This window comes from Comamonas testosteroni, from assembly GCF_000761245.1.
In the GTDB taxonomy this organism is placed as follows: Bacteria; Pseudomonadota; Gammaproteobacteria; order Burkholderiales; family Burkholderiaceae_C; genus Comamonas; species Comamonas testosteroni_C.
On the sequence record NZ_AWOR01000046.1, the window covers coordinates 194,818 to 210,500 of the forward strand.

Here is a 15,683-nt window from a genome sequence, read left to right on the forward strand (position 1 = left end):
GTCTCCGCCGATGCAATGCCAAGCGCAGACTCGGCCTTTGGACCAAGGTGGCGCATCCTCATTGTGAGCGCAGATCCAGAGGTTCACGCGGCAAGCCGTTCCTCTTTGGATGCGCAGATGCTGTTCGAGCGCCCGCTGCTATTTTTGAATGCGTTTTCTGGCGACGAGGCAAGACAGCTGCTTCTGAGCGAAGCCGACCTAGCCGTGGTCATACTCGATCTTGCGATGGAGCGGGCGGGCGTGAGAATCGATCTGGTGCATTTCATACGCCATGCTGCGGCCCTGCGCAATACCCGCATCATTCTTCTGTCCGGCCAACCGGGGCAGGAGCCCGGGCTCGATGCACTGATTGAAAATGACATCAGTGATTACAGAACTAGAGCGGAACTGACTGCGGATCGTTTGCACGTCATCGTTGCCACGGCAGTTCGCTCCTACAAACAGCTGTGCGCGGCGGACACAAGCCGAGGCGGCCTGGAGCATGTTCTGCGATCCAGTGCATCTCTGCTGGAGATCAAGGATTGCTACGAATTCGCATCCGGCGTACTGACACAGCTGGCGGCTTTGCTGAAGGTTGTGCAAGTAGGTGTGGTGTGTGCTCAGGAGGTGGCCAATCCCGACGGCTGCTACTTCGTGCAGGCGGCAACGGGCCGATTCTCCGAGCTGATCGGGCGTCCTCTGGAGTTGTTGCCGCAGACATCGGAACTAGGCTTACTAAGAAAGGCCGTTGAAGGCCGCTGCAATGTCTATGGCGAGACTGGCGGGCTGGCACTGCATATCGGCCACGACGATGGACAGAACTTCGTGGTATTTATCGATGTGCCCAGGCACCACGCCGTGCTGCATCCGCAACTGCTGGATGTCTTCTGTGCTAACCTGAGCACATTGCTGCATAACCGCGGTTTGCTCGGGCGCCTGAAAGAGAGTGCCTATCATGATCCTCTGGTGAATCTTCCCAATCGCGCCCATTTCGTCGAGGCAGTCGATGAATGCGCAAGACAGGGCTTGCACGACTACATTCTGGCGCTGATCGACATTGACGATTTCAGTGCCACGAACGACCTGATGGGGCATCTGTTCGGGGACCGTCTTCTGGAGCGCGTTGCTCGCTGTCTTGAAGATGTGCTGCCAGGCGATGTGCTGTTGGCCAGGCTGGGTGCGGACACCTTCGGGGTATTGGGGGCTATTGGACAGGTGCAGCCCAGGCGTCTGCTGGAGTGCGTGCGCCAACCGCTGAGTATTGATGGGGCTCCTTACAAGGTCTCGCTCACCTGTGGCTATGTGCTTTTGCCTCAAGAGTTTCGAGCAGGGGCGGACTTGGTCAAGGATGCCACGATTGCACTCAAGCGTGCGAAGCGAGATCACCGCGGTCAGGTGCTGCGGTACTCCGATCAGATGGGCGCCGAGGCGCGATCCAGGGCATTGCTGCTGTCCGAACTCAGAGAGGCGATCGAGAACCGGGAACTGTTTCTGGTATATCAGCCTCAGCTCAACCTGGTGACGCGTAGCGTCGTTGGAATTGAGGCGCTTCTGCGATGGCGTACGGAGGATGGCCGATTCGTGCCTCCGGACAAGTTCATCCCTGTTGCCGAGCACTCGGGTCTGATTGTGGCCCTTGGCCAATGGGTGCTCATGGCCGCATGTGCAGCGATGCGCGAATTGCTGGATGCAGGAGTCGCGCCTCAGCGCATCGCCGTCAATGTCTCGACGGTGCAGCTTCAGGACCCTGGATTTCTTGAGATCGTGTGCGCAGCACTCGCCAGCAGTGGTTTGCGAGGGGATCACCTTGAGCTGGAGATCACCGAATCAGTGGCGGCGCTTCCCACGGATTTACTGAAATCAACGCTGTCGGCGCTGAGGGCAGAGGGCGTCTCCATCGCCATCGATGATTTCGGTACCGGGTACTCTTCGCTGAGCTATCTGGAGCAGCTTCCTCTGGATCGGATCAAGATTGACCGTTCCTTTGTGTGTCAGCTTAGCGAACCGGACGGCGCACGGATAGCGGAAATGGTCGTTCAACTGGGTCGCAAGCTCGGGCTGAGCGTGCTCGCCGAAGGAATCGAGGACGCCACTGTGTGCCATGCATTGCTCGCCATGGATTGTTATGAAGGACAGGGCTATCACATCGCGAGGCCTATGAACAAGAGCGCTCTCCTGGAATGGCTTCAGGCGCATTGCCTCGATGCAGACGCAGAAAGTCGCACCCAGCTGATAGCGCCACCGGTCGAACTCTCTTTTGATTCACGGGGTGCTGCCGAGTTCGGTGCGGAACAATCAGTAGCGGCGGTCCTCCCTGCAGTAAGCAGCTCCTCAAGACATGGTGTGCGAGACAGGGACCGGCATACATGCGCTTGACCTTGGCGCTTTCTTCCTGCTTGTGCCCTGGTGTACAGGTATTCCTGGATGTCGGTCTTTATGTGGCCAACGTGGTGTTCGCCGCTGGCAAGGCGGATTGTGGCGCTGAACCCGAAGTGTTGGGGTGGACCTGTGGCGCGCGCTTCACTGCAGCTGGATTTTCTTCGGCAAGTAAATGCCCCGAGCACTCTTGGTCGACTCTTGCTTCCTGACGTGTAAAGATTCAAGAATGCCTTGAAACACAATAGCCAAGTGTTCGACACTATCCGCAGAAAATCCTGGCAAGAAAAAAGCCCCTGCAAGAGGGGCTGAGAGAGCTTGCACTGACTCATTCGTCCTGGATATATAAATTGCCGAGGAGTAGCGAACTCATCGGCTTTTTGCGTTCAATCCAAGTTATCCCGCCAGCAACTCAAGGCAGTACCTACGCAGCATGCAGCGAAGCTCGGGACTATTCCAGCGGGGTGTTTGCAACGTTTTTCATCTTGCCCAGGAAGAGGCGGGTGAAGAAAGCGGCCATGACGAGGATCAGCACAATCACGGCCAGGCTCATCAGCCCGTAGTCGGTGGAAAAGAGATCGATCATCAGCTTCATGGTGCCTCCCTGTTGAGTTTCCGCAGTCTTGCGGCATGTCTCACTATGGCTGCTCGGCCTGGCCGGGGGCTTGTGCTGCATCAAGCTTCGGCTGCTGCCGCTTTGAGGCAGAGCAAGCTGGCTCGCATGGAGGATCCTCAATCCTGGCGGGCGTTTTTAGGGACTTTTGCTTTGAAGTTGCCGGAATTTCGTCCAGAGGAGGGAGGCGTTGCCAACTTACTTTCGCAAAAAGGGCAGAGCTACCTCTGCAGGAATGGGGCAGACATAGGGCTTTCCCTCGCGGCGTTGCACTAGTTCTTCCTTGGCGCGTTCCAGCAATTCGGGCTGGGCGAACAGCTCCACAGCGGTGGCGGTCAGAATTCTTGCGGCGTGCACCATGCCGGTGTGAGCCAGGCCGGACTGCCCTTGCGACACCATCTGCCAGGAGTGCAGCGGCGTGCCGAAAGCATAGCAGGCCACCCAGGCCTGAACCGTGGGCGTGATCCAGCTCACATCGGCCACGTCGGTGGATCCGAACATGATGTCTTTGGCGTTCGGGTCGTAGGGCGTCAGACCTTCAAAAATGGCCGGTACCTTGCCACGCAGCACACTGGCCAAGGGACGGCTGACGGCATCGACATCGTTTTTGTCCAGCGTGGCCTGGAATTGACCGGCAACAGCATACGCCTGTGCATCGGCTTGCAACTGTCCCAGTGCCTGCATCTGCGCATGCATCACGCCGTTCAGCGTGCTGTTTTGCAGCAGGTTGGAGCAGGCCTTGTCGAAGATGATTTCGAGCTTGCAGTCCGTCATCAGCGCGGCGCCGCGAGCCACGTTCTGCACGCGTTCATAGAGTTCGGTGGCTTCGTGGTTGCGTGCTGCCCGCACCAGATACAGCACTTCGGCGCGCGCTTGCACGACATTGGGTGACAGGCCACCGCTATCGGTGACGGCGTAGTGCACGCGGGCGTCCGAGGGCATGTGTTCGCGCAAATAGTTCACCCCCACGTTCATCAGCTCCACTGCATCCAAGGCACTGCGGCCCAGGTGGGGCGAGTGCGCGGCATGCGATGCCTTGCCGTGGAAGACAAACTTTGCCTGAATATTGGCCAGCGTGCTTTGGCTGAACAGACCGGTGTAGCTGGCTGGGTGCCAGGTCAGTGCTGCATCCACATCATCGAACACGCCGGCGCGGGCCATGAAGGTCTTGCCGGAGCCGCCTTCCTCGGCTGGACAGCCGTAATAGCGCACGCGTCCGCTCGTGCCGGTGCTTTTCAGGTGCTGTTGCAGCGCAATAGCGGCAAAGTGCGCAGAAGTTCCCAGCAGATGGTGGCCGCAGCCGTGGCCGGCCAGACCGGGGCTGTCGGTGGATGGGGTACACACCAGAGCACCGCTTTGCTGGTTCAGGCCTGACAGGGCGTCGTATTCACCCAGCAAGGCAATGACCGGGCCGGTATCGCCCCATTCGGCCATGAAGGCGGTGGGAATGCCTGCTACATCGCGGGTGATGCGAAAGCCAGCCTGCTGCAGCGCATCGATGTGGAGTTGGGCCGAAGCGTTCTCGGCATAGCGCAGCTCGGCCAGAGACCAGATCTGGTCGGCCAATGCCGTCATGCGCGGTGTCTCGCGTTGAAAGAAATCGTGCAGGGCGCTCATCGCTTGCATGGCAAAAGGGTCCTTGAGCTGTGGTGAAGAAGATAGGGCATGAAGAAGCAACCGGCCGGCTGCAGCGAGTGTCGGCTGCAGGGGGGCTCTTATTCGGGCTTGACGCCGGCCTTGTCAAGCAGGGTCTTGTTGCGCTTGAGTTCGGCGGCGATCTGGGCTGGGAACTGGGAGGGCGCCGCCTCGGTCGCCGTGGCGCCTAGATTCTTCAGGTGCTTTTGCACCTCGGGCAGGTGGACTGCTTTGACAGCTGCATCCTGCAACTGCTTCACAATGGGGGCCGGTGTACTGCTGGGGACGACCAAACCGAACCAGCTGATGCCCAGTTCATTGAGTTCGTCGTAGCCCAGTTCCTTGAAGGTCGGAACATTGGGCAGGTCGGGTGAGCGGCCATGTGAGGCGACCACCACGGGAAGCAGCTTGCCACCCTTGATCTGGGGCATTGCCGAGGGCAACTGGTCGGTCATGATCTGAACCATGCCGGCCAAGGCATCATTGAGTGCAGGGCCGTTGCCGCGATAGGGCACGATCTGGATCTGGGTCTTCATGGTTTCGTTGAACGAGGCAACCATAAGATGTCCCAGCGTTCCCAGGCCCGGCACTCCGGCACTGTAGGTGCCTGGCTGGGCCTTGATCTTGGCGAGAAAGTCCTTGAAGTTGTTCACGCCCATCTTTGGGTGGGCCATATAGACCGAAGGCATGGTCACCAGATTGGCCACCGGCAGCAGCTTGCCTTCAATCTTGCTGGCGCGTTTGTAGAGCAGGGGGTTGATGGTGGCTGTGCTCACGGTAGCCATGCCAATGCTGTAGCCATCTGGAGCTGCCTGGGCGATGGCCTCGCTGCCGATCAGCCCCCCAGCGCCGCCCTTGTTGTCCACGATCACTGGTTGCCCCAGCGTGGTGCGCATGCCTTCGGCAATCACGCGGGCCACGATGTCGGTGGAGCCGCCAGCGGCAAAAGGCACGATGAGCTTGACAGGCTTGCTTGGATAGGCGTCAGCGGCCAGCGCCTGCGGCGCAGCCAGGGTCCACAAGGAGCTGGCAACCGCCAGCGAGAGCAGGCCGACGCTGCGATTGAGGCTATTTGTGCAGCCGCGAGTGCGTGAAGAGGTGGGCATGGAAGGCTCCTGAAAGATATCGGCCGATGCGTGCCTACACCATCAGTGCTGTTCACGAAATTCTGCCGTCATGGAAATGAAATATAGAAATTTCGGAGCCTTGGCAGTACATGCTATTTGCGGTTAGCTATAAGCGTTGTCGATACCTTTGGTGAGGCGCTCTCTGTGGGGTGTGATATTTACCAGTAAAAACCCTTATGCTTCTCGCGATCATTGATCATGTTTTCCACGGACAGTGCCTGGGACAGAGATGTCGCTCAACATCGCTGGATCTACTTACGGGGGCGTGTGTATTTGGTCATGCTCGATGACAGCGGAGGTTTCGACCTCTCAAGTTGATGGCTTGAAAGCTGCCGTCGAGGTGTTCTCGGCAGGTTGCCTTGGCGGTGTGATCTAGCGACGGCAATATTGCCTTGCCTGCAGCAGCTGTTGTTTAGCCGGCTTGGGCGCCAGAAATCGCATCGAGGTCGAGTTCAGACTGCTCGCTAGTTGCCATAGCAGGACGCCGGCCGGGACAGAATCTCGAATGAGTGCTAGGCAAGGCCTGGGACTGTTAGCTGCGTCGTGCCGTGTTGGGGCACAAGGGCTGTATTGTGTGCACAATGGTGGCTACGCTCGGACGAGCGGCCCGCGCATTCCAAATGCTGCTTTATATTGATTCGCGTCGCAGACCATCCAAGAAGACCGCATGTCGATCAAATCCATTCTGAAATCCACCGTGGTGGCACTGACGATCGTGACCGGTGGGTCGCTTTTCGCACAGGGCACTCCCATCAATGCAGCGGCCTATGACGCACTGGTTGCGCAGGGGCCTGTGGCCGATGCGGCGACCATCGCATCGAGCACCTGGGCCAGCAAGATCAAACAGGCTGGCACGCTGCGCCTGGGCAGCACGCAAACCTCGAATCTTTTCTCGCTGCTCAATGAGAAAGACGGAAAGATCCGCGGCTTTGACCTGGGTCTGGCCCAGCTCATCACTCGCTACATTCTGGGCGACGCCTCCAAGTACCAGTTCACGCAGGTGACCTCGTCCACGCGTGAGCAGGTGCTTATCAATAATCAGGTGGACATGGTCTTCGCCACCTACTCCATCACTCCTGCTCGCGCCGAGAAGATCTCGTTTGCCGGCCCTTACTACACATCGCAGTCCGGTGTGCTGGTCAAGTCGGGCAACAAGACGGTTCAGTCTTACAACGACCTGGGCGGCAAGAAGGTGGCTACGCAAGCGGGCTCCACGGGGCCTGCGATATTGGCTCAGTATGCCCCCAAGGCTGTCGTGCAAGAGTTTCAGACACATCAGGAAGCCCTCGACGCACTGCGTCAGGGGCGCGTGGATGCCTACGTGACCGATTACACGCTGCTGCTCAACGCCCTGAGCCTTGGCACCAGCAACGCGCGGCTGGCGGGTGCGCCATTCGGCGCGCAGGACCCTTATGGCGTGGGACTGCCCAAGGGCTCGGACGGCGTAGCATTTATCAATGCCTTTCTGAAGAAGCTGGAGGCTGACGGTACCTGGGCCAAACTTTGGACCATCTCCATAGGGCAGCGTACCGGTAGCACGACTGTTCCGACGCCGCCAGCTCTGCCTTGAACAATGGGTGAGGTTTCGAGGCTTTTGGCCGACCATGGGCCTGCCTTCTGGCAGGCCTTGTTGCTGACATGGAAGCTCACGCTAGTGTCCTTCGTGCCTGGCGTCCTGCTGGGCGTGCTCGTCGCGGTGCTCAGGCTTATGCCCCTGCCGCCGCTGCGCTGGGCTCTGAGCGTCTACGTCGAGATCTTCCGCAATATTCCCAGCGTAGCGCTGCTGATCTTCATCGTTTTCGCGCTACCCGATCTCAACATCGTGATCGACTATGAGCCCAGCGTGATCCTGACGCTGACGCTGGTCTGCTCCGCATTCACGGCGGACTACCTGCGCTCGGGTATCAACACCATTCCCGGCAGCCAGATCGAGGCTGCACTCAGCCTGGGCATGCGGCCGCTGCAGATTGTTTCTGCTGTGGTCTTGCCGCAGGCGCTGCGTTCGGTGGTGCAGCCGATGACTTCGCTGCTGATTGCATTGATGCTGTCAACCTCTCTGGCGTCGCAGCTGCCGTTTCCAGGTCGGGAGCTCACCGCGCTCGTATCCAAGATCGCCAACGACTCGGCGCTGGGCATTGCTGCGTTCGCTGTGGCTGCCACGATGTATGTCGCGACAGGCCTGCTCATCGCCTGGGCCGGCGCGGCTCTGGAAAAGAAAGTGCGGATACTGCGATGAGCCGCTCTCTGGAAGAAATTTTGTTTGCTGCGCCAGGCCGCCAGGCCCGGGCCGTCACCAACGTGGTGAGCGCGATCGCCGCAGCCGTGCTGCTTTTGCTGGCGATGGCAATCGTGTTCCGCTTCCATTCGGCAGGGCAGCTCGATGCTCCGTATTGGGAATTCTTTGCCTGGCCGACGACCTGGAGCTTTCTTGCCAAAGGTCTGCTCGGCACGCTGGCATCGTCGGCGATGGCCGCGGTCATTTCTCTGGCCCTCGGGCTGGTGCTGCTGCTGGGACGGCTGTCGCGGCTGAGGCTGATGCGTTGGCCCAGCATTGCTGTCATCGAGTTCCTGCGCGGCACGCCGACGCTGCTGCTTATCTATGTTTGCTTTCTGGTGCTGCCATCGGTCGGGATCAAGCTGAGCACCTATTGGATGCTGACCTTGCCCATAGGCTTGAGTACCGCAGCCGTGGTTGCCGAGGTATACCGCGCGGGCGTGCTCGCCGTTCCGCGCGGCCAGACCGATGCCGCGCGAAGCCTGGGATTGACCGAAGTTCAGGTCTTTTTCTTCGTCGTCTTTCCTCAGGCCCTTCGCTACATTGTTCCGGCATTGGTTGCGCAACTGGTCATCGTGGTCAAGGACACCACCTTCGGCTATGTCGTCACCTATGGTGAACTCATGCAGAACGCCAAGGTGCTCATAGCGAACTACCACTCGCTGGTGCCGGTGTACCTGGTCGTGGCGGCGCTTTACTGCCTTGTGAACTATGCGATTTCAAAGGCGAGCCAGCGACTGGGCAGGCCCATGCATTGATCGCTCTCAGGAGGTTCGCGGGCGGCTGGTACGGCGCTCTGTCATCAGCAGACGGGGCAATTGCCACGACAATGCGGTGTCGCGGCGTTTCTTGCGAACGCTCAAGCAGGAGTGAATGCATGGTCAGATGCGTGCAAACCATCCTCATCACGGTCATTTCGATGCTCGATGCGAGCGGCTGGCTCTCGAGCACCGGCGGTGTTCGGTGCCAGCGTTGGCGAGACGCTGCAACGAACTTTGTGGAAGCGATCGACACCCGTTGAAATCATGGCTGCTGACTCTTCTTTTTCTCAGATACCGGCCGGAGCAGGGGCTGCAAGCCCCGAGGGCCGCTTGCTCTTTTCCCGGATGGTCAAGCAGGTGCGGCTGCGTCAGTTGCAGCTTTTGCTGGCTTTGCAGCAATGCGGCTCGGTCATGCAGGCGGCAGTGGAGCTGAACATGAGCCAGTCAGCGGCTACCCAGGCCCTGGCCGAGCTGGAGCGGGTGCTGGGCATCAAGCTGTTCGAGCGCCATGCGCGCGGCATGCGGCCCACAGTGGCAGGCCAGGCTTTGATCGATGCGGCACGCAGCATGCTGGTGGGATTGCAGGAAGTGTCCGAATCGCTGGCCTCCATCCGTCGCGGGGCTTCGGCAGCGTTACGCCTCGGGGCCATTCCGGCAGCTGCGCTCTCGGTGCTGTCCCAGTTGCTGCCACGCTTTTACGAGGCGCACCCGCAGGTCTATGTGGATGTGCATGAGGACGCCAGCGCCCCTTTGCTGTCGCAGCTCATGGCTTCGGGCCTAGATGTGGTGTTCTGTCGCCAACCCCAGCTTTTGCCCGTGGAGTTTTCCTTCGAGCCGCTGTTGCTGGATGCGGCCGTGGTGATTGCGGATGCTGATCATCCGTTGGTCGGGCGGCGCGATGTGCCGCTGCCTGCCTTGAGGGGCGCGCGCTGGGTGCTGCCGAGCTTTGGCATCGCGGTGCGCAATATCGTAGAGACCGAGGTGCTGCCCGTACTGGAGGATGCCTCCTGGTTTCCTGCCTCCACTGTGTCCCTGCCAGTGCTCGAGGGCCTGCTCACCCAGCCTGGGGCCGTATCGCTGGTACCCCGCAGCATTCTTCCGGGACTGCGTTCCCAGGGGCGTGTGCGTGCGCTGGATGTGCGTATCGAGGGTGGCTTGCCGCCGCTGGGTGCGGTGTATCGTACAGACCATGCGCCAGCGCTGCTGCAGGAGATGCTCAGGCTCTGGCATCGGCTCAAGCTGCCTCATGCTGCAGCACCGGCATCCGCATAGACGGTTACCGGCAAGCAGGCTGAACGCCCCGGGCTATCGATACCTTGCAGACATGAAGCGCTCCGCGCGCTGATCGGGCGTGCCTGCCAGGCGACTGGGATGCGCCTTGGCAACCCAGGGTCAGGGGGCCGCGACCCTGCGCAGCAGGTAGATGTCCATGATCCAGCCATTTTGCTCGCGGGCCTGGGCGCGTCTGCTGGTGATGTCTGGCGCGATATTGCAAAGCCGGCCATGCATGAGCAATTGCTGTGGCATGCCCAGATAGGCGCCCCAGTAGATGTCGACATCGGTGTCTTTCAGCTGTTCATAGCTGCGTTGGCCATCCAGCATCACGACCAGGGTGTTCACCCCGGATGGCCAGCCGTTTTCGCGCAGTTGGCGACCGGTGGTGATCAGAAAGGGCTCGCCGATTTCGTTGAGTGCAATGCCGTGGGCACTGCACAGCACCTGCATGGATGTGATGCCTGGCACGACGCGCACCTGTTCGTGGGCTAGGCCCAGACGCGCGGCAATGCGCAGCGTGCTGTCGTAGAGGGCGGGGTCGCCCCAGACAAGCAGGGCCACACGCCCCGAGCGGTCAGACAGACGGTCCTGAAGACTGGCTTGCCAGCGCCGTGCAATGGCGTCGTGCCACTCATCCACCTGCTGGTCGTAGTCCGATCCCTGCTGGCGGCGTTGTGGCATATCGAAGTGCGCAATTCGGCTCTCGTCCACGGCCAGGCTTTGCAGCAGCGACAGGCGGACCTGGGCCAGCTCGGCCTTGCTGTCCTCCTTGTGTGGCAGCAGAACCAGGTCGGCGCTGCGAATCGCTTTCTCGGCTTCCCGGGTGAGGTGATCGGGGTTGCCGGTGCCGATGCCGATCAGGAACAGCTCCAGCATCAGGCGCCCTCAGCTCCGCAAGGAAAGCGTGGTTCGTCGCCGCGCGGCCGATAGCGGCGATCATAGTCATTGGCATAGAGCCGGCTGCTGCCGAAATCCTGCTGGCTCAGTGTGGCCCCGACCAGAATCAGTGCGCTGCGCTGCAGCGGATTGGATTGGGCTGTGCTGGCGATATCTCCCACGCGGGTGCGCAGCAGTTGCTCGTCCGGCCATGAGGCGCGCCAGACAATGGCTGCCGGGCAATCCGGGCCGTAGTGGCTGATGAGTTCCTGCTGCACCTGCTCGGCTACATGGACCGACAGATGAATGGCCAGTACGGCGCCGGTCGCCGCGAAGGCGGCCAGGGTTTCGCCGTCCGGCATGCTCGACGCCCGGCCCGAGGTACGTGTCAGCACCACCGATTGGCAGGAGCCAGGCAAAGTCAGCTCGGCCTCCAGAGCAGCGGCTGCAGCACTGAAAGCGGGGACACCGGGCGTGACGGTGTAGGGGATATTCAGCTCGCGCAGGGCGCGCAACTGCTCACCCATGGCAGACCAGATGCTCAGGTCACCGGAATGAAGGCGGGCAACATCCAGCCCTTGCTCGTGTGCGGTCTGGATTTCGGCCACGATGTCTTCCAGCGACATGGGGGCGGTGTTGACGAGACGGGCACCTGCAGGGCAGTGCGCCAGCAACTCGCTGGGTACCAGCGAGCCTGCGTACAGACACACAGGCGAGGCAGCTAGCAGATCACGTCCGCGAACGGTGATGAGGTCGGCCGCACCGGGGCCGGCTCCGATGAAATGAACGGTCAAGGCAAAACTCCAGGGATAAATGGTGTGGGCAGCGGCAAGCCGGCAATCGCCAGCGTCGCACGTCGGTCTGCCGAGACGGTGCGCAGCACTAGCAGCCGGCGATGGGTCAGGGCGGCGCCGGCTTGCAAGGCCAGAGCTTCTGCAACGCTGCCCGTGGCAAAGCGCTGCTGCAATCTTGCGGAATGGGATGGTGTGGCGATATGCGCAATCTCGCTTTCGGCACAGGTCTTCCAGTCGATATGGCCCGGGATCCGTCTCGCCCAGTCCTGCAAGGCGCGTGCCGCTGAGGTCTGGCTTTTGCTGGCCAGGAGGGCAAAGGTCCAGCGGCAGGGCGCTGAATCTGCGCTCTCGAGCCTCTGGTGGGCCTGGGTCCAGCAGCTTTCGAATGATTGAGGCAGAGCGCCGGCTTGAAAGCCCCAGCCTGCGAACAAATATCTCATTGGCTGCTCCAGACCCACTGCACCAGGGGGCGGGCCGGGGTCCAGGAATGCATGCTGCCCAGGCTCTGTGCTTCGCTCCATTGCAGTTGATACAACTGGCCGCCATGCGTGCGGTGCAGCTCCAGCAGCAGCGCCTGGGTGTGCAGCGCCACAGCATTCACCACCAGCCGCCAGGGCCCGGGAAGGCGCATGCACAGGGCATTGAACAGCTCGGCGCTAAAGCCTCCGCCGACAAAAACGGCCTGAGGCTCTGGCTGCAGACGGGGCAGGGCTGCCAGGGCGTGCTCATGAACCACTTCGATCGCTGCCGCATAGCGCTCAGCGTTCTGCGCAATATTGGCCGCACGCGCGGCATGCTGCTCCACACAGATGGCCTGGCCACCAGCCAGGCACCACTCGACGGCGACCGAGCCCGAGCCCGCACCCAGATCCCAGAGCCACTCGCCTTGGCGCGGAGCCAGCGCGGCCAGCGTCATGGCCCGCACCGGGCTTTTGGTGATCTGCCCGTCATGGGCAAACTCGCTGATGGGCCGGCCTGGTACCTGGGACAGACCTTTTCCGCCGCGCGCTTCGAAAGCCGCAGTCACAGGGGGCTTGGCCGGCTGGGTTGCCAACAGCGAAGCCAGCTCGCGCGCCGTGCCACTGCGGACGTCCTGCTGATCGCTGCCTGCCTGCTCCACCAGCCACAGGGGGCTGTCGCCCCAGCCCTGCTGCAGCAGCCACTGCGCCAGGGTGTGAGCGGCCGGGCCGTCACGCAACAGGCAGATAAAGCGCTCTTGAGGCGCCAGCAGAGGCGTCAGGCTGCTCAGGCTGCGGGCATGCAGGCCCAGGCAATGGGTACGCTCCTGGGACCAGCCCAGCTCGCCCGCAACCCAGGAAAATGTCGAGGCTTGAGGGTAATTGCGCCACTCACCCAACTCCAGGTGCCTGGCCAGCGATGCCCCGGCACCGAAGTGAAACGGATCGCCGGACACCAGTACGGCCACGCCTTGATGTCCGCGCAGCTGCAGCACGGGCTCAACGCTGAAGGGGATCGGCCAGGCTCTGCCACGCGCTCCTGCTTGCGCCAGGGCCAGATGACGCGGACTGCCGAACACAACACTGGCATCATCCAGGGCTTGTCGCGCTGCGGGGCTCAGGCCTTCCAGCCCTGACGGATGAATTCCGATAATTGAAAGCCACGGATTGGCCATGACCCAAGTTCTCCTGTTAGGCGGCACTTTCGATGCCTATATCTTGTCCACGCTGCTGCATGAGGCCGGGGTGCAAGCCATCTATTCCTATGCGGGGGCCACCCAGACGCGCCGTACTCCGGCCCTGCCGGTGCGTGTGGGCGGCTTTGGCGGCGTGCAGGGGCTGGTCGATTACCTGAGTGCGCATCACATCACCCATGTCATTGACGCCACCCACCCGTTCGCCGCACAGATGAGTGCCAATGCCATCGCGGCCTGCGCCCGACTGAATCTGCCCTTGCTGTCCATGGAGCGGCCAGCCTGGCAGGCCCGGCCCGGCGATCAATGGCAGCATGTGCCGGATATGGCGGCGGCCGCCAAGATCCTGAGCCCTATGCTCAAGCGGGTATTTCTGGCCATTGGACGCAAGCAGCTGGCGGCGTTTGTGGGGCTGGCCGACGAGCACCAGTTTGTGCTGCGCGTCATCGACCAGGAGGGTGGTGCCTTGCCTTTGCCGGCATCCAGCTATGAGCTGATCGTGGCGCGCGGTCCGTTTCAACTCGCCGATGAACTGGCGCTGCTCGGGAAGTACCGCATCGACTGCATAGTCAGCAAGAACGCCGGTGGAGCAGACACCTATGCCAAGATCGAGGCCGCGCGGCAACTGGGCATTGCCGTCATCATGGTCGACAGACCGGTGCTGGAGCCGCGCACCCAGTGCCAAAGCCCGCAACAGGCCATGGAGTGGTTGGACCGGCAGCGCTGCTGAGCACTTTTGCCCGGCAGGACCTTGCGTGTACTCAGGCATGGTCGCTCACGATGGAAGCTGCGCTGCTGCAGGCTTCATAGCTGCGCGGGGTGTAGACATGCTTGCCCACCTGGCGGGTCTGGCTGTTGCCCACGATCACCACCGTGCGCATATCGGCCATATCGGCCCGTGCATCCAGCAGCTTCACGACCCGCAGTGTCTCATCGGGGCGGCTGACGTTGCGGGCAAAGCAGATCAGGCGCTCGGGCTCGCATTCCTGCTGAAGCACCTGCAGGGCGCGCGAGAAGCCCTCGGGGCGCGATCGGGAGCAGGGGTTGTAGAAGGCCATGGCGAAATCGGCCTGGGCGGCCAGACGGATGCGGCGCTCGATGATGCTGGCGGGTTTGAGGTTGTCGGACAGATTGATGGTGCAGAAGTCATGTCCCAAGGGGGCGCCCAGACGCGCTGCCGCTGCCAGCATGGCGGTGATGCCCGGCTGCACCTGCACGTCCACGCCCTGCCAGCGGGCATGCTCCTCGGGGCTGGCCTGCTCCAGCGTCTCGAACACGGCACTGGCCATGGCGAATACGCCCGGGTCGCCCGACGAGAGCATCAGCACCTTGCGGCCCTGGGCTGCAAGATTCAAGGCATTGCGCGCACGCTCGAGCTCCTCTCGGTTGTCGCTGGCATGCAGCTGCAGATGTTCCAGACCCTGTAGCCGCGCCACATAGGGAAAGTAGCCGAATGCATCGCTGGCGCTGGCAATGCTGTCGAGCACCTGCTGCGTCAGCAGGGCATCATCGCCGGGGCCCAGGCCCAGCACCAATAGTTGTGGAGGCATTGAGGTCTTGCTCATGGCGGCGCGATCACATGTCATTGGCCGGGCGGCGGCCCTGGCCATGCACGACGATGATGGCGAAATAAGGGCAGCGCTCGGGCGCATCGCGCAGCGGCATGACCTGCTGATCGCTCATGGTGCCGTTGATGACCAGCCAGGCACGCTCCAGCTTGCCTTGCTCGATCAGCAGCGCACGGATGCGGCCCAGATGCCGTCCCACCTTCATGATGACCAGCGCGTCCGAGCGCGCCATATGCTCACGCAGTGGCGTATCGGGCAGGGTCGCGGGCAGCACGCTCATCACATCGTCACCCCAGGTCATGGGAATTCCGGTGGCATGCCAGCAGCCCACCATGCCGGGTATGCCGGGCAGCACCTCCACCGTCACCTGTGCCGCCTGGCGCAGGCGCACATAGAGGTGCATGAAGGAGCCGTAGAAGAATGGATCGCCTTCGCAGAGCACGATCACATCCTCGCTGCGCGTGAGCTCCGTCAGCCTGGACTGCCAGTCCTGATAGAAGCTGGACAGCTGGGCGATATAGCGGGGGTCGTCGTGCGGAATCTCCGTGGTCAGCGGGTACTCCATCGGGTACTCCGTGACCTCGGCATGCAGCAGGCCATTGACCAGTTGCCGCGCCTTGCCCGGGTGACCGCGCTTGCGGAAGTAGGCCACATGACGGGCGTTTCTCAGCAGGCGGTCGGCCTTCACGCTCATCATGTCGGGATCGCCGGGACCCAGTCCCACGCAGAAGATTTTTCCTTGATTCATGGTGA

The 15,683-nt window shown here is 61.6% G+C and carries 15 protein-coding genes; 6 read left to right on the forward strand and 9 right to left on the reverse strand.

The genetic code is table 11. From position 1 onward, the window contains the following. Window positions 1-117 precede the first annotated feature (117 nt). Window positions 118-2,355, forward strand: a complete 2,238-nt coding sequence (locus P353_RS12240) for a putative bifunctional diguanylate cyclase/phosphodiesterase (RefSeq protein WP_034369979.1) — start codon at window positions 118-120, stop codon at window positions 2,353-2,355. A 451-nt stretch (window positions 2,356-2,806) separates the two neighbouring features. On the opposite strand, the gene P353_RS28095 is transcribed toward P353_RS12240, so the two are convergent. The 3 genes from P353_RS28095 to P353_RS12250 form a co-directional block, all read right to left on the reverse strand. Then, window positions 2,807-2,950 (reverse strand): DUF3149 domain-containing protein, encoded by a 144-nt coding sequence (locus P353_RS28095; RefSeq protein ID WP_196354055.1) that lies wholly within the window; start codon window positions 2,948-2,950, stop codon window positions 2,807-2,809. A gap of 216 nt (window positions 2,951-3,166) precedes the next feature. Beyond that, window positions 3,167-4,594: a M20 family metallopeptidase gene (locus P353_RS12245; protein ID WP_034369564.1), complete on the reverse strand. Its 1,428-nt coding sequence runs from the start codon at window positions 4,592-4,594 to the stop codon at window positions 3,167-3,169. A gap of 89 nt (window positions 4,595-4,683) precedes the next feature. Next, window positions 4,684-5,709: a tripartite tricarboxylate transporter substrate binding protein BugE gene (locus tag P353_RS12250; protein WP_034369567.1), complete on the reverse strand. Its 1,026-nt coding sequence runs from the start codon at window positions 5,707-5,709 to the stop codon at window positions 4,684-4,686. A gap of 688 nt (window positions 5,710-6,397) precedes the next feature. Between P353_RS12250 and P353_RS12255 the strand changes: the two genes are divergently transcribed. From P353_RS12255 to P353_RS12270, 4 genes are all read left to right on the forward strand, one after another. Beyond that, complete coding sequence (locus P353_RS12255; RefSeq protein ID WP_034369569.1) at window positions 6,398-7,300, forward strand: glutamate ABC transporter substrate-binding protein; 903 nt, start codon at window positions 6,398-6,400, stop codon at window positions 7,298-7,300. A 3-nt stretch (window positions 7,301-7,303) separates the two neighbouring features. Further along, window positions 7,304-7,966 carry an amino acid ABC transporter permease gene (locus P353_RS12260; protein ID WP_034369573.1) on the forward strand — a complete coding sequence of 221 codons (663 nt, stop codon included), beginning with the start codon at window positions 7,304-7,306 and terminating at the stop codon, window positions 7,964-7,966. Continuing rightward, complete coding sequence (locus P353_RS12265) at window positions 7,963-8,763, forward strand: amino acid ABC transporter permease (RefSeq protein WP_034369576.1); 801 nt, start codon at window positions 7,963-7,965, stop codon at window positions 8,761-8,763. Before P353_RS12260 ends, P353_RS12265 begins: the two co-directional genes overlap by 4 nt. Before the next feature lie 267 nt (window positions 8,764-9,030). After that, a complete protein-coding gene (locus P353_RS12270) occupies window positions 9,031-10,038 on the forward strand; it encodes a LysR family transcriptional regulator (protein ID WP_052084838.1) in 1,008 nt (335 codons plus the stop codon). 120 nt (window positions 10,039-10,158) lie between these two features. Here P353_RS12270 and cobF read toward each other — a convergent pair whose 3' ends face one another. From cobF to cbiT, 4 genes are read right to left on the reverse strand one after another with little or no spacing between them, the layout of a single operon-like run. Next, window positions 10,159-10,917 carry a precorrin-6A synthase (deacetylating) gene (cobF, locus tag P353_RS12275; RefSeq protein WP_034369578.1) on the reverse strand — a complete coding sequence of 253 codons (759 nt, stop codon included), beginning with the start codon at window positions 10,915-10,917 and terminating at the stop codon, window positions 10,159-10,161. Then, window positions 10,917-11,711: a precorrin-4 C(11)-methyltransferase gene (gene cobM, locus P353_RS12280; protein ID WP_034369580.1), complete on the reverse strand. Its 795-nt coding sequence runs from the start codon at window positions 11,709-11,711 to the stop codon at window positions 10,917-10,919. Before cobM ends, cobF begins: the two co-directional genes overlap by 1 nt. Continuing rightward, the gene (locus tag P353_RS12285) at window positions 11,708-12,151 is read right to left on the reverse strand and encodes a cobalamin biosynthesis protein (protein WP_034369583.1); all 444 of its coding nucleotides are present in this window, start codon (window positions 12,149-12,151) and stop codon (window positions 11,708-11,710) included. The genes cobM and P353_RS12285 overlap by 4 nt, the downstream gene beginning before the upstream one ends. Further along, a complete protein-coding gene (cbiT, locus tag P353_RS12290; protein WP_034369587.1) occupies window positions 12,148-13,344 on the reverse strand; it encodes a precorrin-6Y C5,15-methyltransferase (decarboxylating) subunit CbiT in 1,197 nt (398 codons plus the stop codon). Before cbiT ends, P353_RS12285 begins: the two co-directional genes overlap by 4 nt. On the opposite strand from cbiT, the gene P353_RS12295 reads away from it, so the two are divergent. Next, on the forward strand, window positions 13,337-14,092 hold the full coding sequence (locus P353_RS12295) for a cobalt-precorrin-6A reductase (protein ID WP_080750521.1): 756 nt from the start codon (window positions 13,337-13,339) through the stop codon (window positions 14,090-14,092). The two genes, cbiT and P353_RS12295, sit on opposite strands and share 8 nt — an antisense overlap. Window positions 14,093-14,123: 31 nt before the next feature. Here P353_RS12295 and cobJ read toward each other — a convergent pair whose 3' ends face one another. Continuing rightward, complete coding sequence (gene cobJ / locus P353_RS12300; protein WP_034369591.1) at window positions 14,124-14,912, reverse strand: precorrin-3B C(17)-methyltransferase; 789 nt, start codon at window positions 14,910-14,912, stop codon at window positions 14,124-14,126. Window positions 14,913-14,937: 25 nt separating this feature from the next. After that, window positions 14,938-15,678 (reverse strand): precorrin-2 C(20)-methyltransferase, encoded by a 741-nt coding sequence (gene cobI, locus P353_RS12305; RefSeq protein WP_034369595.1) that lies wholly within the window; start codon window positions 15,676-15,678, stop codon window positions 14,938-14,940. Between the last annotated feature and the right edge of the window lie 5 nt (window positions 15,679-15,683).

Bases quoted from the DNA above. Each gene is read 5' to 3' on its own strand.
- P353_RS12240 (WP_034369979.1), top strand. From the start codon at position 118: ATGCTGTTCGAGCGCCCGCTGCTATTTTTGAATGCGTTTTCTGGCGAC.
- P353_RS28095 (WP_196354055.1), bottom strand. From the start codon at position 2,950: ATGAAGCTGATGATCGATCTCTTTTCCACCGACTACGGGCTGATGAGC.
- P353_RS12245 (WP_034369564.1), bottom strand. From the start codon at position 4,594: ATGCAAGCGATGAGCGCCCTGCACGATTTCTTTCAACGCGAGACACCG.
- P353_RS12250 (WP_034369567.1), bottom strand. From the start codon at position 5,709: ATGCCCACCTCTTCACGCACTCGCGGCTGCACAAATAGCCTCAATCGC.
- P353_RS12255 (WP_034369569.1), top strand. From the start codon at position 6,398: ATGTCGATCAAATCCATTCTGAAATCCACCGTGGTGGCACTGACGATC.
- P353_RS12260 (WP_034369573.1), top strand. From the start codon at position 7,304: ATGGGTGAGGTTTCGAGGCTTTTGGCCGACCATGGGCCTGCCTTCTGG.
- P353_RS12265 (WP_034369576.1), top strand. From the start codon at position 7,963: ATGAGCCGCTCTCTGGAAGAAATTTTGTTTGCTGCGCCAGGCCGCCAG.
- P353_RS12270 (WP_052084838.1), top strand. From the start codon at position 9,031: ATGGCTGCTGACTCTTCTTTTTCTCAGATACCGGCCGGAGCAGGGGCT.
- cobF (WP_034369578.1), bottom strand. From the start codon at position 10,917: ATGCTGGAGCTGTTCCTGATCGGCATCGGCACCGGCAACCCCGATCAC.
- P353_RS12285 (WP_034369583.1), bottom strand. From the start codon at position 12,151: ATGAGATATTTGTTCGCAGGCTGGGGCTTTCAAGCCGGCGCTCTGCCT.
- cbiT (WP_034369587.1), bottom strand. From the start codon at position 13,344: ATGGCCAATCCGTGGCTTTCAATTATCGGAATTCATCCGTCAGGGCTG.
- cobJ (WP_034369591.1), bottom strand. From the start codon at position 14,912: ATGCCTCCACAACTATTGGTGCTGGGCCTGGGCCCCGGCGATGATGCC.
- cobI (WP_034369595.1), bottom strand. From the start codon at position 15,678: ATGAATCAAGGAAAAATCTTCTGCGTGGGACTGGGTCCCGGCGATCCC.